At 71.0% G+C, this 18,791-nt stretch carries 16 protein-coding genes and 1 tRNA gene; 5 read left to right on the top strand and 12 right to left on the bottom strand.

The genetic code is table 11. The features are described 5' to 3' along the window. Nucleotides 1-28 precede the first annotated feature (28 nt). Together mdlC and ABZV06_RS20070 are read right to left on the bottom strand one after the other, a co-directional pair. Nucleotides 29-1,624 (bottom strand): benzoylformate decarboxylase, encoded by a 1,596-nt coding sequence (gene mdlC / locus ABZV06_RS20075; protein ID WP_355623263.1) that lies wholly within the window; start codon nucleotides 1,622-1,624, stop codon nucleotides 29-31. Between the two features lie 123 nt (nucleotides 1,625-1,747). After that, complete coding sequence (locus ABZV06_RS20070) at nucleotides 1,748-2,548, bottom strand: S-methyl-5'-thioadenosine phosphorylase (protein ID WP_355232725.1); 801 nt, start codon at nucleotides 2,546-2,548, stop codon at nucleotides 1,748-1,750. A gap of 172 nt (nucleotides 2,549-2,720) precedes the next feature. Here ABZV06_RS20070 and ABZV06_RS20065 point away from each other — a divergent pair, with 172 nt between their 5' ends. Both ABZV06_RS20065 and ABZV06_RS20060 read left to right on the top strand, forming a co-directional pair. Then, complete coding sequence (locus ABZV06_RS20065) at nucleotides 2,721-3,311, top strand: YqgE/AlgH family protein (RefSeq protein WP_234583082.1); 591 nt, start codon at nucleotides 2,721-2,723, stop codon at nucleotides 3,309-3,311. Between the two features lie 87 nt (nucleotides 3,312-3,398). After that, nucleotides 3,399-3,471, top strand: a tRNA-Ala gene (locus tag ABZV06_RS20060). 95 nt (nucleotides 3,472-3,566) lie between these two features. Here ABZV06_RS20060 and ABZV06_RS20055 read toward each other — a convergent pair. From ABZV06_RS20055 to ABZV06_RS20025, 7 genes are all read right to left on the bottom strand, one after another. Beyond that, nucleotides 3,567-4,775 carry a HAMP domain-containing sensor histidine kinase gene (locus ABZV06_RS20055; protein ID WP_355232726.1) on the bottom strand — a complete coding sequence of 403 codons (1,209 nt, stop codon included), beginning with the start codon at nucleotides 4,773-4,775 and terminating at the stop codon, nucleotides 3,567-3,569. Then, entirely contained in the window at nucleotides 4,772-5,428 is a 657-nt protein-coding gene (locus ABZV06_RS20050) for a response regulator transcription factor (RefSeq protein ID WP_355623260.1), read from the bottom strand. The genes ABZV06_RS20055 and ABZV06_RS20050 overlap by 4 nt, the downstream gene beginning before the upstream one ends. A 71-nt stretch (nucleotides 5,429-5,499) precedes the next feature. Further along, nucleotides 5,500-6,759 carry a cation:proton antiporter gene (locus ABZV06_RS20045; protein ID WP_355623257.1) on the bottom strand — a complete coding sequence of 420 codons (1,260 nt, stop codon included), beginning with the start codon at nucleotides 6,757-6,759 and terminating at the stop codon, nucleotides 5,500-5,502. Continuing rightward, nucleotides 6,756-8,009, bottom strand: coding sequence for a cytochrome P450 (locus ABZV06_RS20040; RefSeq protein WP_355623254.1), 1,254 nt, complete (start codon nucleotides 8,007-8,009; stop codon nucleotides 6,756-6,758). Before ABZV06_RS20040 ends, ABZV06_RS20045 begins: the two co-directional genes overlap by 4 nt. Next, nucleotides 8,006-8,995, bottom strand: coding sequence for an alpha-hydroxy acid oxidase (locus ABZV06_RS20035; RefSeq protein WP_355623251.1), 990 nt, complete (start codon nucleotides 8,993-8,995; stop codon nucleotides 8,006-8,008). The genes ABZV06_RS20040 and ABZV06_RS20035 overlap by 4 nt, the downstream gene beginning before the upstream one ends. Before the next feature lies 1 nt (nucleotide 8,996). Next, nucleotides 8,997-10,562 (bottom strand): NAD(P)-binding domain-containing protein, encoded by a 1,566-nt coding sequence (locus ABZV06_RS20030; RefSeq protein WP_355623248.1) that lies wholly within the window; start codon nucleotides 10,560-10,562, stop codon nucleotides 8,997-8,999. Then, on the bottom strand, nucleotides 10,552-12,069 hold the full coding sequence (locus tag ABZV06_RS20025; RefSeq protein WP_355623245.1) for an aromatic amino acid ammonia-lyase: 1,518 nt from the start codon (nucleotides 12,067-12,069) through the stop codon (nucleotides 10,552-10,554). The genes ABZV06_RS20030 and ABZV06_RS20025 overlap by 11 nt, the downstream gene beginning before the upstream one ends. A gap of 63 nt (nucleotides 12,070-12,132) precedes the next feature. Between ABZV06_RS20025 and ABZV06_RS20020 the strand changes: the two genes are divergently transcribed. Together ABZV06_RS20020 and ABZV06_RS20015 are read left to right on the top strand one after the other, a co-directional pair. Further along, nucleotides 12,133-13,671, top strand: coding sequence for an NAD(P)-binding domain-containing protein (locus ABZV06_RS20020; protein ID WP_355623242.1), 1,539 nt, complete (start codon nucleotides 12,133-12,135; stop codon nucleotides 13,669-13,671). Beyond that, entirely contained in the window at nucleotides 13,661-15,043 is a 1,383-nt protein-coding gene (locus ABZV06_RS20015) for a fatty acid--CoA ligase family protein (RefSeq protein ID WP_355623239.1), read from the top strand. Before ABZV06_RS20020 ends, ABZV06_RS20015 begins: the two co-directional genes overlap by 11 nt. Nucleotides 15,044-15,104: 61 nt before the next feature. Here the strand turns inward: ABZV06_RS20015 and ABZV06_RS20010 are convergent, their stop codons facing one another. Next, the gene (locus ABZV06_RS20010) at nucleotides 15,105-16,403 is read right to left on the bottom strand and encodes a hypothetical protein (protein WP_355623236.1); all 1,299 of its coding nucleotides are present in this window, start codon (nucleotides 16,401-16,403) and stop codon (nucleotides 15,105-15,107) included. Nucleotides 16,404-16,553: 150 nt separating this feature from the next. Next, nucleotides 16,554-16,676 carry a 50S ribosomal protein L36 gene (locus ABZV06_RS20005; RefSeq protein ID WP_091591861.1) on the bottom strand — a complete coding sequence of 41 codons (123 nt, stop codon included), beginning with the start codon at nucleotides 16,674-16,676 and terminating at the stop codon, nucleotides 16,554-16,556. A gap of 138 nt (nucleotides 16,677-16,814) precedes the next feature. On the opposite strand from ABZV06_RS20005, the gene ABZV06_RS20000 reads away from it, so the two are divergent. Beyond that, nucleotides 16,815-17,720 carry a lytic polysaccharide monooxygenase gene (locus tag ABZV06_RS20000; RefSeq protein ID WP_355623234.1) on the top strand — a complete coding sequence of 302 codons (906 nt, stop codon included), beginning with the start codon at nucleotides 16,815-16,817 and terminating at the stop codon, nucleotides 17,718-17,720. Between the two features lie 24 nt (nucleotides 17,721-17,744). Here the strand turns inward: ABZV06_RS20000 and mgrA are convergent, their stop codons facing one another. Continuing rightward, nucleotides 17,745-18,740 carry an L-glyceraldehyde 3-phosphate reductase gene (mgrA, locus tag ABZV06_RS19995; RefSeq protein WP_355232737.1) on the bottom strand — a complete coding sequence of 332 codons (996 nt, stop codon included), beginning with the start codon at nucleotides 18,738-18,740 and terminating at the stop codon, nucleotides 17,745-17,747. Nucleotides 18,741-18,791 lie beyond the last annotated feature (51 nt).

Below are 18,791 nucleotides of genomic sequence, written 5' to 3'. Positions count from 1 at the left end.
GACAATTCGTGCCTCGTCCGGCTCCTGGTCAGAGGATCGTGGGCACGTCGGTGCTGATCGGCACCGGCAGCACGGTGGGACCCTCGGCGCGCAGGCCGGTGGCGAGGGCCGCGCCGAGTTCGTCGGGGGTCTGCACCACCTCGGTGGCGCAGCCGTAGCCGGCTGCGATCGCGGAGATGTCCAGCCCCGGCAGGTCCAGCCCGGGCACCCCCGGAGTGTCCTTCAGCTCGGCGAAGGCCTTCAGGATCGCGTACTGCTGATTGATCGGGACGACGACCACGACGGGCAGGGACAGGCGCGCGGCGGTCCAGAGCGCCTGCACCGAATAGTGGAACGAGCCGTCGCCGATCACCGCCACCACCGGCCGGCCGCGCCCGGTGTCCCGCTCGGCCAGCGCCACCCCGATCGCGGCCGGCAGGCCGTAGCCGAGCCCGCCGCTGGCCATCGTGAAGTACGACGCCGGCCGGTTGATGCGCAGGCGGCGGCGGAGCGCGGCCAGGTTGGACGGTGACTCCTGGACCAGCACGCCGTCCGAGGGCCAGTGCGCGGCCAGCGCGGCGAACATCGCGTCGGCGCTCAGCGGCGCGGTGACCTCCGGCGGCGTCGGGGCGGCCCGAGGTGCCGGCGGTCGACGGTCGACGGCCAGGAGCAGGTCGAGCAGGGCGGCGAGGGCCAGTCCGGGGTCGCCGAGCAGGCTGTCGCCGACCGGGGCTCGGGCCGCCTCGTCCGGGTCGTCCGTGACGTGTAGCAGCCGGGCGCCCTCGGGCAGGTGGTCGCCCGGCACGTGCGGGTAGTAGCGGAACACCGGCGCGCCGACGACCAGGACGGTGTCGTGCCCGTGCAGCGCCTCCGCCAGTGGTCCGATCGCGAACGGCAGGACGCCCCGGAACTGTGGGTGGTCCTCCGGGAACACGGCCCGCTCCGGCGCCGGGGCGGACCACACCGGTGCGGCCAGCCGCTCGGCCAGCGCGACGGCCTCCGGCCAACTGCCGGAGCGGTCGACGCCGGGCCCGAACACCAGTACCGGGTCACGGCTGTCCGCCAGTATGCGGGCGAAGGTCTCCAACCGCTGCGGGTCCGGCGCGAATCGGGTCGCCACCGAGCGCGGTGCGGGCGGCGCCTCGGCGGGCTGGGCCCAGTCGTCCATCGGCAGGGAGAGGAAGACGGGCCCGACCGGGGGCTGCACGGCTGTCGCGTACGCCCGCAGCAGCGCCGCCGGGATGTCCTGCGCGCGGACCGGCTCGTAGCTCCACTTGACGTACGGCTCGGGCAGTTGGACGGCTCGCCGGTTGGTCAGTCGGGGCTCCAGCAGCAGCATTTCCCGGGTCTGCTGGCCGGCGGTGACGATCAGCGGGGTCTTGTTGTGCCAGGCCGTCACCAGGTTGCCCATGCCGTTGCCCACGCCCGGGGCGGTGTGCAGGTTGACGTGCGCGGGGGTGCCGGCCGCCTGGGCGTACCCGTCGGCCATCGCCACCGCCGTGGCCTCGTGCAGCGCGTGGACGTAGTGGAAGTCGGCTGGGAAGTCGCGCAGGAACGGCTCCTCGGTGGAACCGGGGTTGCCGAAGACGGTGGTCATGCCGAGGGCGCGGAGCACGTCGTACGTCGCGTCCCGGACCGTTGTCATCGTCGCCTGCCTCCGTCTCGCGCGCAGGAGCGACCGTGGCCGCCCTCCCGATCAGCCGAATCTATCGGGATGTGACAGACCTTTCGGGCTTTTCCGGCGTCCGAGGAGGCCTTCGGAGAGCGCTCAGGGGAGCGCGAAGGGCAGTTTGATGCCGTCGAGAGCCCGACCGCAGGCGCAGTCCTGCTCGGTGGGCAACGCGGCCACCGCGTCCAGCAGCACGTCCCGCAGGCGCTCGGTGTTGGCCGCGAAGACCCGGAAGACCTCGTCCTGGGTCACCGACTCGCCCGCCCGCACCCCGGCGTCCAGGTCGGTGATCAACGCGATCGAGGAGTAGCAGAGCGCCATCTCGCGGGCGAGTACCGCTTCCGGGTGGCCAGTCATGTTCACGACAGTGCCGCCGATCGAGGCGTACCAGCGGGACTCGGCCCGGGTCGAGAACCGTGGGCCCTCGACCACCACCACCGTCCCACCGTCCACCGCCGTGACGTCCCGGGAAGCCGCCGCGGCGAGCAGGGCGTGACGGCCCCGTGGGCAGTACGGGTCGGCGAACGGCACGTGCACCGCGCCCTCGTCGTAGTAGGTCTGCACCCGTCCGCTGGTGCGGTCGACGAGCTGGTCCGGCACCACGAACGTGCCCGGCCCCAGCTCCGGACGCAACCCCCCGACGGCGCACGGCGCCAGAACCTGGCGTACGCCGAGGGAGCGCAGCGCCCACATGTTGGCCCGGTACGGGATTCGGTGCGGTGGGAACCGGTGGTCGGAACCGTGCCGGGGCAGGAACGCGACCCGTCGCCCGGCCACCTCCGCGATGGTCACCGCGTCGGACGGCGGACCGTAAGGGGTGCCCAGCTCATGAGGGGTGCCGTCGAGGAGGGCGTAGAGCCCCGAGCCGCCGATCACCGCGAGGTCCGCCGTCGGTGCCATCGAGCCTCCGTCGCAACTGTCCGATCACCCGCCGCTCAGACCTTAGCCAGCGCCCGGGACGCAGGCTATGGTGCCAGGCATGGCGTTGACAGCGCGGCGGACACCGATGCACCGTGCGGAGGCGGCGAATGACGGAACCCGGGTGCGGGCTCACGGCTGACGGGTAGGCGGGATGCAGGGAGAGGGCCAGGCGATCGGCGGACGAGCGATGGAGTCGATGACCGGGCGGCTGCTGGTCGCGACTCCGGCGCTCAAGGACCCGAACTTCGACCGTACGGTGGTGCTGCTTGTCGCCCACGAGCCGGGCGGCGCGCTCGGCGTCGTCCTGAACCGGGCGACCGAGGTGCCGGTCGCCGAGGTGCTGGGTGACTGGAGCGACCTGGCCCGCCACCCGGCGGTGCTCTTCGAGGGCGGCCCGGTGCAACCCGACTCGGCGATCTGCCTGGCCCGGATGCGGCAACCGCTGCGCCGGCTCAAGGGCTTCCACCAGGTGTCCGGGGCGGTCGGCACGATCGACCTCTCCGTCGACCCGGAGAAGCTGCGGGAGAGCATCGGCGGAATTCGGGTCTTCGCCGGTTACTCCGGCTGGGGCAGCGGCCAGTTGGAGCAGGAGATCGCCGACGGCTCCTGGTTCCTGCTGGACGCCCTGCCCGGCGACGCCTTCGTCGACCGCCCCGACGACCTGTGGCCGATGGTGCTGCGGCGGCAGGGCGGGATGATGGCCGCGGTCGCCCACTTCCCGCCGGACGTGGCGCTGAACTGACCCGGCCGGTCGGGGACCCCGCGAGATGACCATGCCAGCCGGTCTGTGTATAGTTTCCCAGTGCCCGGGCGACCGGGACGACAGCAAGGGGCCGTGGCGCAGCTGGTAGCGCACCACACTGGCAGTGTGGGGGTCAGGGGTTCGAGTCCCCTCGGCTCCACCCTTGTTTTTGCAGGTCAGCGGCTTGGTCGGGTTCACCGGCCAGGCCGCTGACCTTTTCTGCGCCGAGACGCGCAGCTCGCCGGACCGGGCCGGTCAGGCGGCGGCCCGAGGCGAAACTGTCGGTAGGCGGACGGTGAAGGTCGCGCCGGCACCGGGCCGGCTGTCGGTGGAGATCGTCCCGCCGTGGCTGGTGACGACCTCGCGCAGGAGGGCCAGGCCCAGACCGAAGCGCCGGTCCTTGGCCCCGGCACCGCGGTGGAAGCGGTCGAAGAGGTGTCGCGCGTCGGCGGGATCGAAGCCGGCACCGCTGTCCCTGACCACCAGGTCCGCGCCGCAGCGGGAGGTGTGCAGGGCGACATCGATGCGGCCGCCGCTCGGGGTGTGCGTGAGGGCGTTGGCGAGCAGTTCACCGACCATGCGGCGCAGGGCCGAGGCGATGCCGGGGACTAGGACCGGGCTGTCCGGGACTGTCACGTGCAGCTGGACGCCCTGCTCCGCGGCGCGGTCGGCCTCGCAGTCGACGGCCTGGGCGGTGAGGAGGGCCAGGTTGACCGGCTCGGAGAGATGACGGTCGACCGGGGTGGCGGCGAGGCGGGCGGAGAGCAGGAGCTCGTCGACGATCTCACCGAGGCGTCCGGTGGTCTCGATGAGGCGGTCGTAGTCGGCCCGGTCGGCCCCGGCGCGGCGGGCCAGGATCTGGGCGCGGGTGTGGACCTGGGCGATGGGCGTCCGGAGTTCGTGGCTGGCGTCGGCGACGAACCGACGTTGCCGTCCGAGCGCCTCGGCGAGCGGTGCCACGGCCCGGCGGCCCACGGCGATGCCCGTGAGGGCTGCCGCGGCGAGGCCGACGATCGCGGCGAGCAGGAAGGCGGCGAGCAGGTGACGCCGGTCGGAGAGTTGGAAGCGTGCGTCGAACACCGCTTGCACCACTCCCGTGCCGCGTGGCTGGGTGCGGACGTAGTAGGTCGTGCCGTTCCGGTCGACCTTGTCGCTGTGGACCTGCTGGTCGGAGGCCGCCGCGTCGATGGCGGAACGCAGGGGGAAGCCCGGTGGCGGCGGGTTCCGACCCAGGTCGGTGCGGCCACCGTCGGACAGGATGATCCAGCTACAGGCCGGTGGACCGTCGATGGTGCCGTGGACCACGCCGTAGCTGAGCTCTCGTTCGATCTGCTCGTGCTGGTTGTGCAGCAGGGCGGCATAGGAGATGGCGGCACCCAGGGCGAGCAGCGCCGTCATGGTGAGTCCGACGAGCAGACTGACCCGCGCCCTGGCTCGGCGCAGCATCGTGTCCTCGACGTTCACAGGCTGCCCAGCCGGTAGCCGAGGCCGTGGACGGTCCGGATCACCGAGCGGCCGAGCTTGCGGCGCAGGTAGTAGACGTACGTGTCGACCAGGGACGCCGCGGCAGCCCCGTCGAAGACTCGGCTGCGTAGCTCGGCGCGGGAGTGGACGGTGAGCGGCCGGGACGCGAGGACCCGGAGGAGCTCGAACTCGCGTGCGGACAGGGCGATCCGGGTGCCGTCGGGTAGGACGGCGTCGCGTACGGACAGGTCGAGCTGGCCTGCCCCGAACCGCAGCACCTCGGTGGAGTCGGTGACCCGGCGGCAGAGGGCCCGGATGCGGGCGCTCAACTCGTCCAGGTCGAAGGGTTTCGTCAGGTAGTCGTCGGCACCCGCGTCGAGGCCGGCGATCCGGTCCTCGACGGCGCCGAGCGCGGTCAGCAGCAGCGCCCGGGCGGCCACCGCACGCGAGCGCAGCCGGACGACCAGGTCCAGCCCGTCGAGGGCCGGTAGGCGTCGGTCGATCACCATGACGTCGTACGGCCGGGTGAGCCCCAGATGCAGACCGCGCTGACCGTCGGGGGCCTGGTCGACGACGTATCCCTCGCCGGTCAGTGTCTCGGCCACCATGCCGCGCAGCTCCGAGTCGTCCTCGACGAGCAGGAGTCGGTTCATGCTTCGATAGTGACACCAGTGCATCGAGAAGTCTCTATGTCTCGGAGAACTTGTCGCCTCAAACAAACAATTTACCGGGTTCCGACGGCCACGCGCGACGGTGTGGGCGCGGAAGTTCGGGCCTCGCGTCGGTCGATCCAGGTGAGCAGCGGCGTCGTCATGAGTGTCGTGATGAGCGCGACCACCACCAGCACGGTGAAGAGCGACGAGTTCACGATGCCCGCCTCCAGTCCCACGTTCAGGGCGATGAGCTGCATCAGGCCCCGCGCGTTCATGAGGGCGCCGACCCGCAACGCGACAGTGTTCGGCTCGCCGCGCACCCGGGCCGCGGCCCAGCAGGCGCCGAACTTGCCGACGATCGCGACGGTCACGCACGCGGCGGCGAAGCCGAGTACGGCCAGGTTGCCCAACAGCGCGAACTCGGTGCGCAGCCCGGAGTAGGTGAAGAACAGCGGCAGGAACACCGTCGCCGCGATCGGCGTCAGCGTGTCGACCACCTTGTCGGTCTGCGCCGAGCGCGGCATCACCACACCGACCGCGAAAGCGCCGAAGACCGCGTAGAGCCCGATCTCGTCGGTGTACCAGGCGACCAGGAAGAGCACCGCCACAGTGCCGAGCAGCCGCGCACGTTCGCCCGGGAACCCCATCACGTAGCCGGTCACCCGCCGCCCACCCAGCCACAGCACCACCCCGAACAGCACCGCGCCACCCACGGTGACCAGGGCCGGGCCGGCGGCGCCCGAGGCGAACGCCAGCACCGCGGCCAGCATGATCCACGCGACCATGTCGTCGACCGCGCCGCTGGCCAGGGCGAGCAACCCGAAGCGGGTGCCGGCGAGGCCGCGTTCGGTGATGATCCGGGCGAGCATCGGGAAGGCCGTGATCGCCAGCGCCACGCCGACGAACGCCGCGGACACACCGAGCGACACGCCGTCCGTGCGGATCGGGACGAAGCCCGCCATGCCCAGGACCAGCAGGATCCCCAGCACCAGAGGGGCGCTGACACCCGCGAGTGACACCGCTCCCGCCGTGCCGGCGAGCCCGGTCACCCGGTGCGAGGTGAAGGCGTACCCGGCCTGGAACATGAACAGCACCAGGCCGACCTGGCCGACCACGTACAGGATCGGCAGCAGCGGCGCGGGAAAGAGCGCGGCCTGCGCGCCCGGCCACAGCAGGCCGAGCAGCGACGGGCCGAGCAGCACCCCGGCGAGCATCTCGCTCACCACGGGTGGCTGGCCCACCTTGCCCAGGAGCCAGGCGACCAGCTTGCAGAAGAGCAGGATGACCGCGACTGCGATGAAGAACCGCGGAGCGAGCTCGGTGGGGGTCATGCGTCTGCCTCCTCGAAGAACCGGGTGCACAACTTCTGTCGCCGGGCGTCGACGACCATCCAGGTGCCGCAGACGAGCTGCGTGAACGACCGCCCCACGTCGAAGAGCCGGTCACGCTGCCGCATGAGCGCGAGCCGTTTGCGGCCAGGACCGGCGAGACCTCGGGGCGTCAGGTACGCCGGACCGCGACTCGGCAGCGAGCGGGTGTGCGCCGCCGACGAGCTGACCGAGAAGCGCCGCAGCACCTCCCGGGTGGCCGCGCGCAACTGGACGGGGGCCGAGCCACGAGCCGGACAGGCCCGGTTGGCGGTGACGCCGTACGGGATGAAATGGGCGTCCTGCCGGCGCAACGACAGCCAGCGGTCCGGGTCGAACGCGTCGTCGGCTGCGGGGCCGGTGCGCTGGTAGGCCGGATAGTTGAAGAGCAGCACCGATCCGGTGGGGAGGGCGTGATCTCCCACGGTGATCGGTCCGGAGGTGATCCGGTGTGCGATACCGAACAGCGGGTACACGCGGAGCGTCTCGTCGATGATCCGGTCGAGGGAGTCGTCCGACGTGTCCTCGACGGCCCGGGCGCACAGCAGGATGTGTGTCATGGCCTCCGACATCTGCACCACCGCCGTGTTGAAGAACGCGCCCTGGAGGTACCAGGCGGTCTCCAGGGCGGTGAAGGGCGGCGGCAGCACGACCGGGCACGTCCCCGCGTCGATCCGGTCCAGCAGGTAGCGGGTCAGGCGATCCCGCCGGGACATGTGCCGCAGACTCATCCCCTTCAGCGCGGTGACCACGTCGTCCGCGTTCGCCACGATGAGGTCCCGCACCTCGCGCGGGCAGGATGCGCCGAACACCAGCTCGTACGAGACCTCGGCCCAGATCGGCATCATCAGGTCCCGTAACCGCACGTGACTGATCCGGCCGGTCGGGAGCGCGTCGAGGATCCGGCGGGTCGCGGCCGTCGCCAGCTCGTCGGAGCGCGGGTGGGGGACGGCCAGCACCTGACGTGTCGTCCGCGCGACCGTCTTGTACGCCTCGCCGGGCTCCAGGTGCTCCTGATGCATCTGTGGACCGGGGGCGAGCCAGTACCAGAACAGGTCCGAGAGGCCGGCCCCGCGGCTGCGCCCGTCGGCGGCCGGGTGGCTGTAGACCCGCTCGAAGTCCTCCGGCCCCACCAGCGGCCCGGGAACGGGAACCCCCTCGGTCCCGTTCACCCGCTCGAAGATCCACTCCCGGAGGGCGACCACCGCCTTCATCGGGTCACCACCTGGTCGGGCGTGAGATCGGCAGGTCGCCGCGCTCCGGCCAGGGCGAGGGCCTGATCCAGCTCCCCGGTGAGTCGTTCGAGGGTCTCCCGTACGCCCTCCGACCCGCCCGCCGCGAGCCCCCGCACCACCGGACGCCCCACCAGCACCGCCTGCGCTCCGAGCGCCAGCGCGACCACCATGTCGGTGCCGGCGCGCACACCCCCGTCGAGCAGCACCGGAATCTGCCCGTGCACGGCTGCCACGACTGCGGGAAGCGCGTCGAGCGTGGGGATCGTCCCGTCGAGCTGTCGTCCGCCGTGGTTGGACACGATCACGCCCCCGGCGCCGTGCTCGACCGCGAGGCGGGCATCCGCCGGATGCAGGATCCCCTTGAGCAGGATCGGCAGGCCCGTGACGCCTTGGAGCCACGCGATCCGGTCCCACCCCACCGTCGCGTCCATGGCGATCGGGCGCACCTGGCCTGTCGCGTCGCGCATGTTCTCGCAGGCACAGCCGGCTGGCAGGTCGGTGAAGCCGTTGCGCAGGTCACGCTCGCGTCGCCCGAACACCGGGGAGTCCACGGTCACCACGATCGCCTGGCAGCCCGCCGACTCGGCGCGCTTCACCACGTACTCCGTGAAGTCGAGGTCGGGTTGGGGGTACAGCTGGAACCACAGCGTCCCGCCCACCGCCGCGATCTCCTCGATCGGCCGGGTGGCGGCCATGCTGACCACCATCGCGGTGCCGGCCGCCGCGGCTCCCCGCGCGGTGGCGACCTCGCCCTCGGCATACGCGAGGCGATGAAAGGCCGTCGGCGCGACCAGGACCGGTGCGGCCAGCGACGTGCCGGCCACAGTGGTGCGTAGGTCCCGCTCGCCGGTCGCCCGCAGCACCCGTGGCACGATCCACCGCCGCTCGAAGGCCCGCTCGTTGTCGGCCAGGGTGCGTTCGCGCCCGGCACCGCCTTCGAAGAAGTCCTGGTGGACCGGGTCCATGTCAGCCCTCGGCACCGGAGAGGCAACGGCCGAGGAACTCCTGTAACGGCCGTACGTGGACGTCGGGCCGATCCCACTGGTTCTCCAGGTTCTCGGCGAGGTGGTGCGTGCTGATCAGCTGACCCTCGCGGTGGTAACGGACCACCGGGTGCAGGTACGCCGCGTCGTGCGCCTGCCCCACGACATCCTGGGCGATGCGGGACACGGTGATGTCGAACGGGTCGACCTGGTCGTGGTCGGGGCCGTACTCCAGCGTGATCACGAATGCCTGGTCGTACTCGTGGTCGGCGGTGTGCAGGCCGGTCGACACGAGGTAGTCCACCGGAACCTCCTCGTGGTACCGGGCCTCGTCTCCGGCGACGGTGAGCACGTCGGCGAGGAACCCGAACTGCTGCCACAGGGCCGAGCTGCGGTTGATCCGCTCGATGACCGCCGCGGTCATGGCCGCCGGATCGGCGGCGAGCCTGTCCGACGGCCAGTCCGTGGCGTCGTACCGGCGGGCGAGGACCCTGTGCAGTGCGCGTACGGCGTAGCGGAAGCCGTGCACGAAACCGCTCGTGGATTTCTTGAAGTCGCGTACCTGCGAGATCGTTCCGGCGAAGAACAGCCCCGGGACGTTCACCGACTCCCATGCTTGCGTCTGTGCCGGAAACCGGTCCCTGATGGTGAGCTGGGGTCGGGCCGAGGTGTCGAAGATCGAGTCGTCGAATCGGAATCCCGTGCACGCCAGCACCCGGTCGTAGTGCAGTTCCTTCACGACCTCGTTGGCCCGCGAGAAGCTGAACGTGACGCGGTAGCCCGTACCGTCGCGCTCGATGCTCTTGATCGTGCCGTCGAGGATCGCGTTCGCCGACTTGAGCTGGTAGGTGTCGAGGAAGTTGTTGTTCACCGCGCGCAGGTGCCCGACGTAGTGGGTGCGCCACGCCATCCGGACCGAGCTGGGCCCCGCGAGGTGGATAAGTGTCGTGGTCTCCATGAGGCTGTCGGCGGTCTCGAAGGCGGAGTTGCCCTTACCGATGATGAGCACCTTCTGGTCGAGATAGTCACGGGGCTCGACGCTCATCACGTCGTACCCCTCGGCCAGCTCGAATCCGGGGATGTCCGGGCGGTAGGTCTTCGACACACCGGTGGCGACGATCACCGCGCGGGCCTGCCAGCGCCGGTCGCCGGCCTCGACCGTGAACACGTCGTCGTGCTTGGACACGCGCGTCACCCGGGTGCCGTAACTGACCTTGACGCCCGTCTTCGTGGCGAAGTCGGCGAGGTATCGCACCATCACCTCGGCGTCGGGGAAGTACCGCTCGGTGTACTGCGTGAACAGCAGCGCCGGATCGTCGGTGAGCAGGGAGTTCCAGTCGAGCCGCAGATTCAGCTCGGGGTCGTCGGTGCCCGTGTGCGGTTTGTTGATCGAGATGAGTTGGCGGTGTCGCGGATAGGTGGCGAAGAACGCCCCCGGCCCGTCGGCGCCCTCCAGCACCACATAGTCACGCGTGCCGTCGGCCTCGAGCAGGGCGGCGAGCTGAAGACCGGCCGGACCGGCCCCGATGATCAGGTAATCAAGCGTCACGGCGCTCACCGTACGAGTCGGAAATCAGAGATTTTTCAAGCTCTTCCAGAATCTCGACAGCCGTTCGCACGTCCCCGTCGAGTGGTCGGTCCGGATCGATCGGGGCGATTGCCTCCTCCAGGGCCCGCAGCGCACGGTCGCAACCCGCCGCAGTCGGGCGGCGCGCTCCGACATGCACCGCCTGGCGCAGACCCAGTCCCAGCGAACCGGTGATCAGGCGCAGGAGTTCCGCCTGGTCCAGGGCACGGAGCGCGGCTTGGGTGCCGAGCGGGATGACGTCCTGGTTGTGCAGGTTGGTCGGGAGGCTCTGCGTGCTCGCGGGTATGGTGTCCCGCCTGATCTCGGTGATGAGCGCGGTCGACGCGAGCTGGACGCCCTGTAGCCCGTGCTGCTGACCCGGCCCCGCCGCGAGCATCGGTGGCAGCCCGCCGTTGCGACCCGGATCCACCAGCAGGTCGAGCTGACGCTCCGCGAGGTTGCCGACCTGGGCGATCACCATGGACAGGACGTCGGCGGCGAAGGCAGCGGGCTGTCCGAAGAAGTTGCCGCCGTGCACGACCCTGTCGTCGGCCGGGAAGAACAGCGGGTTGTCGCTGACCCCGCCGAGGTCCGCCGCCACGACGCCGTCGACATAGCGCAGGGCGTCCTCGGCCGCCCCGAGCAACTGTGGCGCGCAGCGGATGCTGTACGGCTCCTGCAAGGGTCTGGTGCCCGACGCCCGCAGACCGACGCAGGTCGCCCGCATCGCGGCGCCGACCTCGATGGCGCCCCGGTGACCGTAGGCGGCCAGGAGGGCGCGATCGAGGAACTGCGGGTCGCTGCCGAGCAGATCGGCCAGGAGGCAGCTCAACGTCTGCACCACGCGGTGCGAGGTGCGGACCCGGTCCAGGGCGAGGGTCAGCGCGGCGGTGGTCAGCGACGTGCCGTTGACGAGCGCGAGCGCGTCCCGGCCGTCGAGCGGGAGCGGTTCCAGGCCCACCTTCGCAAGTGCCTCCCCGGCGGGCATCCGGACGCCGTCCACATAGGCGTGTCCGCGCCCGCGCAGCGCCTGGGCGGCGGCACCGAGCGGAATCAGGTCGCCGCTGGCCCCCACGGAACCGAGCCGGGGCATCGCCGGTGTGAACGTCGTGCCGAGCATGGCCGCGAGCGCGTCGATCACGTGCGGCGAGACCCCGGACGCGCCCCGGGCCAGAGACCAGGCGCGGACCAACAGCGTCGCGCGTACGACGTCCGGGGCGAGGTCCGGACCCTGGCCCGCGCCGAGGTGGGCGAGGGTGTTGTCGGCCTGGTCGCGTTGGTCGGCTCGACCCGCGTACCCGACGAGTGCCCCGAAACCGGTGGTGGCACCGTAGATCGCCCGGTCGTCGCCGAGTGCCTTGCCCAGGAATGCGCGGCCGGTCGTCACCCGGTTGCGTACCTCTTCGCCCACCACGACCGTGACCGGGCCTGCTGCGGCGCGCAGGTCGGCGGGGCGCAGCGGCGCTGCCAGATCCACCTGAATCGTCATGGAAGCGGATGCTACGAACAGCTTCTCAGAGCGTTCTGAAATCGCCTCAGTAAATTGCGCCGCATGACGCACGATTGCCTGATCATCGGAGCCGGGCCGGCGGGTTTGCAGCTCGCGGCCCTGCTCGAGCGCGACGGTCACGACTATGTGGTGCTGGAGGGCGGCCCCCGGGCGGGCATGTTCTTCGAGACCTATCCCCGGCACCGCCAGTTGATTTCGATTAACAAGGTGTGGACCGGCTCGGAGGATCCGGAGTTCAATCTACGGTCGGACTGGAACTCGTTGCTGACCGACGATCCGGCGCTGCTCTTCAAGAACTACAGCAGGCGCTACTTTCCGGCCGCTGACGATCTGGTGCGTTATCTCGCCGACTTCGCGCGGGGTTTGCGCGTCCGTTACGACACCCGGGTGACAGCCGTGTCGAAGGCCGGCGACGTCTTCACGGTACGGGCCGGCGACGACACCTGGACGGCACGGCGAGTCGTCGTCGCCACCGGCGTCTCCCAGCTCTACGTGCCGCCGATCGAGGGCGTGGACCTGGCCGAGCGTTACGACACGGTGAGCGTCGACCCCGCCGATTTCGTCAACCAGCGGGTGTTGATCCTCGGTAAGGGCAACTCGGCGTTCGAGACCGCGGACGCGCTCGTCGAGACCGCCGCCACGATTCACGTCGCCGGGCCGCACAGCATCAAGCTGGCCTGGCAGTCCCACTACGTCGGTCACCTGCGCGCGGTGAACAACAACTTCCTGGACACCTATCAGCTGAAGTCGCAGAACGCCGTCCTGGACGGCAGTGTGGAGCACATCAGCCAGCGGGAGGGCGGTGGGTTCCGGGTGCTCCTCCGGTACGCCCGGACGGTCGAGAACCTGCGTGAACTCGAGTACGACCGGATCATCCTCTGCACCGGGTTCCGCTTCGACGCGTCCATCTTCGCCGAGTCCGCCCGGCCGGAGCTGGTCATCAACGATCGGTTCCCGGCGCAGACCCCGGCCTTCGAGTCGGTGAACATTCCCGGTCTGCACTTCGCCGGCACCCTCAGCCAGCAGCGTGACTTCAAGAAGTCCACGAACGGCTTCATCCACGGCTTCCGCTATGCCACCCGCGCGCTGCACCACATCCTGCGCGAGCGGCACCACGGGCAGCCCTGGCCGTCCCGGCAGATCGCCCTGACGCCGGAGGCGATCGCCGACTCGATAATCGCCCGGATCAACGTGACCTCGGCGCTGTGGCAGCAGTTCGCGGTGCTCGGCGACGTCGTCACGGTCGAGGACGAGACCGCCCGCTACCGCGAGGAGATGCCGGTCGCCTACCTGCGGGAGGCGGAACCGGACGTGTTCGCGTTCCTGGTGACCCTGGAGTACGGCCCCGACCACGACCAGGTCGACCCGTTCGACGTCACCGTGCCGCGTCCGGCCGAGAACGACGCGAACGCCGCGCACGACGCCAGCTATCTCCACCCCGTCGTGCGGGTGTTGCGCGACGGGCAGGTCGTCGCCGAGCACCACCTGGCGGAGAACCTGGAGAACAACTGGGACCTGCCGACCGTGCACCGGCAGCCCCTCGAGGTCTTCGTCAAGGGCGTCCTCGCCGATGTCCGATGACGTCTGGCCGCAGCCCGTCCTCGACCTCCTGACCGCCGGCGGGGACCGGCCGGTCTTCGAGGACGGGCCGGTCGTCACGTCCGCAGCGGAGATGGCGGGTTTGATCCGGCGCATCGCGGCCGGGCTGCGCTCCTTGGGCGCGGGGCCCGGAGTAGGTGTCACGCTCGACCTGCCGGTCACCGCAGCCGCCTTCGCCGCCACGGTTGCCGCCTTCGCCGTGGGGGCGCGGGTGTCCGGGTGGCGGGCCGACCTGAGCCCGGCACAACGTGCCGGCGCCCTCGTGGTCGACTCGGCTCGGCTGGCCTCGCTCGCCGAGCACCCCGACGACGGGCTGCCACTCGTCGCGGCGGGACGGCCCGATGATCCCGCGCGGATCATCTGGACCAGTGGGAGCACGGGGACGCCGAAGGGCGTGGTCCAGAGCTATGCGGCCATGTCGGCGGCCTGGGTGCCGTACCCGGACCGGTGGCCCCCGGCCATCGCCGACCTGGCCACCCGCTTGCAGCGCTACCTGGTCTTCGGCTCGCTGGCCAGCCAGGTGATGCTGGAGTACGGCGTCCTCGCCCTCGCGGCGGGCGGCACCCTCGTCGTGGCACCCCGGCCGGTCTTCCCGGATGCCCTGGTCGAGCACCGCGCCACCGCGAGTGTGATCACGGTCGGCAAGTTGCACCAACTGATCCGGGACCAACAGGCCCACCCGGTCGACCTGAGTCACCTGCGTGCGCTGATGGTCTCCGGGTCGCCCCTCGCGCCGGGCCGACTGGCGGAGGCGCTCGACGTACTGGGTCCGGTGCTCTTCCACGGCTACGGTCAGACCGAGACGTCGATGATCGCGATGGCGACCCCCGGCGAGATGGTGGCGAACGCGGCCACGCTCGCCACTGTCGGTCGTCCGGCCGTGGAGGTCTCTGTCCGCGATGGGGAGATCTACGTCCGCGCCCCCGCGCAGGCGTCGTCGTATTGGCAGGACCCGGACGAGTCGGCCGAGGTGTTCGTGGACGGCTGGGTGCGGACCCGTGACCTGGGTGAGCTCGATGCCGACGGTTACCTGCGGCTGCTCGGGCGCACCCGGGACGTGATCATCGTCAACGCGCAGTTGGTCCACGCCGGAGCTGTGGAGCGGGCGCTCGCCTCCGATGCCGCGATCGCCGAGGCGTACGTCGTCGGCGGTCCGGACGAGACGACCGGCGAGGCCGTGCACGCCTTCGTGGTGCCGGCGGCCGGGAGGACGCCTGATCCGGACCTGCTGCGCAAGCTCGTGGCCGTACAGATGGGCGATCTTGCCGTGCCCCGAACCGTCACGGTCGTCGACCGGGTTCCGCTCGCCGCCAGCGGCAAACCCGACAAGAGTCAACTCCGGCAGCTCCGGTAGCGCGAAACGCAGGACGCCCGGACCGGTTCCCCGGTCCGGGCGTCCTGCTGTCGCCGCCCGGCTACTGGCCGAAGCGGGCCCGGATGTCGTACTCGTAGGACGCCTTCTGCCAGATCACCGAGAACCGGCCCGTCGGGCTGGACGCCGGCTGCGCGTAGCGCCCGTCCGGAGCGATGATCTCGGCCGCCCCGAACGCGCCGTCCTGCCCGATCGTCCTGGCCTGCACCTGGGTGGTCGAGAAGTCCGGGCTGGGGGTGTTCCAGGTGACGAGACCGTCGCCGTCGTCGTCGAGGGTGATCTTCGGCCAGTCGCCGACGCCGAGTCGGGTGACAGTGCCGAGGACGCCGGTGCTGGAGATCGAGCGGGCGAACACCTGCCTACCCTCGGGAGTCCAGCGACCCCAGGTCAGCACCGCGTCGCCGTCCAGATCACCGGCGAGTTCGTCGAAGAGCGTCAGCTCGTGGGCGGCCGGCGAGACGCTGATGACACTGCCCAACGTGTCGGTGCGGCTGAGCTGCCGCAAGCGCAGGCGGGGCAGCTCACCCGCCTTCGACCACCGGTAGCTGATCACCGCGTCCCCGTCCCGGTCCACGGCGAGCGAGACGCTGGCGTACCTCACGTCGGTGGCCCGGCCGGCGATGACGCGCAGGGCGGAGACCCCCTCCGGGCGGACCCGGCGCGCGACGACCCGCTCGTAGCTCTCCGTCCAGGCCACGAGGGCGGTTCCGGTGCGGTCGACGCCCACGACCGGCTGGTCCACACCGACACCGAGGGTCAACTCCGGACCAAGCGAGCTGTCCGCGCCGAAGTAACGGGCCTTCGTCGTGTACGTGCCGTCGCGGATCTCCGTCCAGGTGACCAGCGCCAGTCCCGACGGGTCGACTGCGACGGCCGGACTCACCCCGTGCCACGTGGCGATCATCTGGAGCGGACCCAGTTCGCCGGTGGCGGACACGCGGCGTCCCGCCACGAGACCGTCCTGCGTCCACACCACGGCGGAGTCGCCGTCGTCGTCGGACGCCACCTTGGGCCAGGACGCGGACGCGCCGAGCGGCGAGAGCGTCTGGACCGGACCCGGTACGCCGTCGACCGAGACCGTCTGGACCTTCACCTGGTCGTAGCAGCCGCTCGCGTTGCTGTCGCAGCCCGCCCAGGCCAGCAGTGCGTCGCCCTGCCGGTCTACCGCGACGAAGGGCTGGTCCTGCCCGCTCCAACCGGCCTCCGACACGACCTGGATCGGCGACCACGTGGCCGCCCACGCGGGTGCCGGAACGGCGGCCAGGGCCGCCAACACGCCGACCACGCCGGCGGTGAGCTGTCGCGTACGCCGTCGGGTCGCTGATCTGTCCGGTCTGTGCACCGTCGCCCCCTCGATCGATGAACGTGCTTGATCAAGGGGCATGATGCCATCGACCGGGCCACACCGCTTGCCGGCAGCCGAGACGCGAAACGCCCCGACCGGATGGTCCCGGTCGGGGCGTTCTCGACTGTATGTCCGGTAAGGGGTTGATCAGCCCTGACGGCTCTTCCACTGCGGGTTCGCGCGGTTCACCACGACCACCCGGCCGCGACGACGGACCACCACCGAACCGGGCTTCTGCTTCAGGGAACGCAACGAGCTACGTACCTTCATGTCTGCCTCCTCGGCCTGGGGTCTGGCCTTCATTCGGTACCGGTTATCGGAACGCCGGGGACCGCCGCGCGATTCCCGCGCCCCGGGCGTCGAACCTTTGGCCCTCCGCGCCCGTACCACTGCCCGGGAGGTCAAGCCATGAGCATGCGTCGGATGCTCGTCACGGTGCTGGTCGCCGTGGCGGCGGCACCGCTGGGCGCGGCACCGGCCTGGGCGCACGGCGCCCCCACCAACCCCGTCAGCCGGGCGGCGGCCTGCGGGCCCGAGGGCAGGTACGCCTCCACCAGCGCCTGCCGAGCGGCCGTGGCGGCGGGCGCGGCGGTGCGGGAATGGGACAACGTACGCGTCGCGGCGATCAACGGTCGGGACCGGGAGCGGATTCCGGACGGCGAACTGTGCAGCGGTGGGCTCTCCGCGTACCGGGGGCTGGACCTGCCCCGCACCGACTGGCCGAGCACCCGGTTGACCACCGGCGCGACGTTCACCTTCCGGTACCGGACCACCATCGAGCACAAGGGCACCTTCCGGCTCTACGTCACCACAGCCGACTACGACCCCGGCAAGCCGCTGACCTGGTCGGAGCTGGAACCGCGTCCGTTCCTGACCCGGACCGACCCGCCCGTGCGGGCCGGGGCGTACCAACTGGCCGGCCGGCTGCCGACGGGTCGCACCGGGCGTCACCTGATCTACACGATCTGGCAGAACTCCAACACCCCGGACACCTACTACTCCTGCTCCGACGTGGTCTTCACGGCCCCGCCCGGCACCGAGAAGCGTGCCGCCACGACGAAGGCCTCCGCGCGTACCCCTGCCAGCCGGCCGGCCGCCACGGAGTCGGCGGTGGCGGCGGCGGCCAACCCGGGCGTGCCGGTGGCGTCGGTGACCGACCTCGACGGCCGGTGGCCGGTACTGGCCGGAGCCGCCGTCGTGCTGGTCCTGGCGGTGCTGATCGGCGTGGGCCGGCGGCGGCGTGAGCCCGTCGTGCCGGCGGGACGACGGTGCGAGGTGCGCAACCACCGCGCCGGGCGGCGCCGGATCTGGTGACCCGGGCCGCCCGTACTGCGGCGGTCAGCCCAGCAGCCGGTCGATCTCGGCCAGGTCCTCGGCGCTCAGGTCGAGGTTGTGCACGGCGGCGATGTTGGTCTCCAACTGCTCGACGCTGCTCGCCCCGATGATGAGGCTGGTCATCCGCGGGTCGCGCAGCGCCCAGGCCAGCGCGAGCTGGGCCAGGGACTGGCCGCGCCGCTCGGCGACCGCGCCGAGCCCGCGGATGGTGGCCATCTTCTCGTCGTCGAGGTCACTCTCGTTGAGGAAGACGCTGGTCCGCACCCGCGAGTCGGCCGGGATGCCCTTGAGGTAACGGTCCGTCAGCAGGCCCTGAGCGAGAGGGCTGTACGCGATGCAGCCGGCACCGACCTGCTCCAGCGTGTCGAGCAGGCCGTCGTCCTCGGTCCAGCGGTTGAGCATCGAGTACGACGGCTGGTTGATCAGCAGCGGCGTGCCCAGCTCGCGCAGGATCGCCGCAGCCTTCGCGGTCTGCTCCGAGTTGTAGTTGGAGATGCCCACGTAGAGCGCCTTGCCGGAGCGGACGATCGCGTCCAGCGCGCCCATCGTCTCTTCCAGCGGGGTGTCCGGGTCGAAGCGGTGCGAGTAGAAGATGTCGACGTAGTCCAGGCCCATCCGGCCCAGCGACTGGTCCAGCGACGAGATCAGGTTCTTGCGCGAGCCCCACTCGCCGTACGGGCCGGGCCACATGAGGTAGCCGGCCTTGCTGGAGATGACCAGCTCGTCGCGGTACGCCTTCAGGTCGGTGGCGAGCATCCGGCCGAAGTTCTCCTCCGCCGAACCGGGCGGCGGGCCGTAGTTGTTGGCCAGGTCGAAGTGGGTGACACCCAGGTCGAACGCGCGTCGGACGATGTCGCGCTGGCGCTCGTACGGGCGGTCCGGGCCGAAGTTGTGCCACAGCCCGAGGGAGACGGCGGGCAGCCGCAGGCCACTGCGTCCACTGCGCCGGTAGGTCATGGTGTCGTAGCGGTCTTCCGCGGCGAGGTAGGTCACGATCATGAGCCTAACCGCGGTCGGACGTGCCCGAGATCGGGCGTGGGAAGTCGGACG

Origin of the sequence: Micromonospora sp. NPDC005172 (genome assembly GCF_040608555.1) — a bacterium.
GTDB lineage: Bacteria > Actinomycetota > Actinomycetes > Mycobacteriales > Micromonosporaceae > Micromonospora.
Note: the sequence above shows the minus strand (reverse complement) of the source record. Positions and strands in the feature narration are given on the sequence as shown.

Coding starts and splice junctions, on each gene's coding strand:
- ABZV06_RS20065 (WP_234583082.1), top strand. CDS start 2,721: ATGCAGGGAGAGGGCCAGGCGATCGGCGGACGAGCGATGGAGTCGATG.
- ABZV06_RS20040 (WP_355623254.1), bottom strand. CDS start 8,009: ATGAAGGCGGTGGTCGCCCTCCGGGAGTGGATCTTCGAGCGGGTGAAC.
- ABZV06_RS20005 (WP_091591861.1), bottom strand. CDS start 16,676: ATGAAGGTACGTAGCTCGTTGCGTTCCCTGAAGCAGAAGCCCGGTTCG.
- ABZV06_RS20020 (WP_355623242.1), top strand. CDS start 12,133: ATGACGCACGATTGCCTGATCATCGGAGCCGGGCCGGCGGGTTTGCAG.
- ABZV06_RS20025 (WP_355623245.1), bottom strand. CDS start 12,069: ATGACGATTCAGGTGGATCTGGCAGCGCCGCTGCGCCCCGCCGACCTG.
- ABZV06_RS20050 (WP_355623260.1), bottom strand. CDS start 5,428: ATGAACCGACTCCTGCTCGTCGAGGACGACTCGGAGCTGCGCGGCATG.
- mgrA (WP_355232737.1), bottom strand. CDS start 18,740: ATGATCGTGACCTACCTCGCCGCGGAAGACCGCTACGACACCATGACC.
- ABZV06_RS20070 (WP_355232725.1), bottom strand. CDS start 2,548: ATGGCACCGACGGCGGACCTCGCGGTGATCGGCGGCTCGGGGCTCTAC.
- ABZV06_RS20035 (WP_355623251.1), bottom strand. CDS start 8,995: ATGGACCCGGTCCACCAGGACTTCTTCGAAGGCGGTGCCGGGCGCGAA.
- ABZV06_RS20045 (WP_355623257.1), bottom strand. CDS start 6,759: ATGACCCCCACCGAGCTCGCTCCGCGGTTCTTCATCGCAGTCGCGGTC.
- ABZV06_RS20015 (WP_355623239.1), top strand. CDS start 13,661: ATGTCCGATGACGTCTGGCCGCAGCCCGTCCTCGACCTCCTGACCGCC.
- ABZV06_RS20000 (WP_355623234.1), top strand. CDS start 16,815: ATGAGCATGCGTCGGATGCTCGTCACGGTGCTGGTCGCCGTGGCGGCG.
- mdlC (WP_355623263.1), bottom strand. CDS start 1,624: ATGACAACGGTCCGGGACGCGACGTACGACGTGCTCCGCGCCCTCGGC.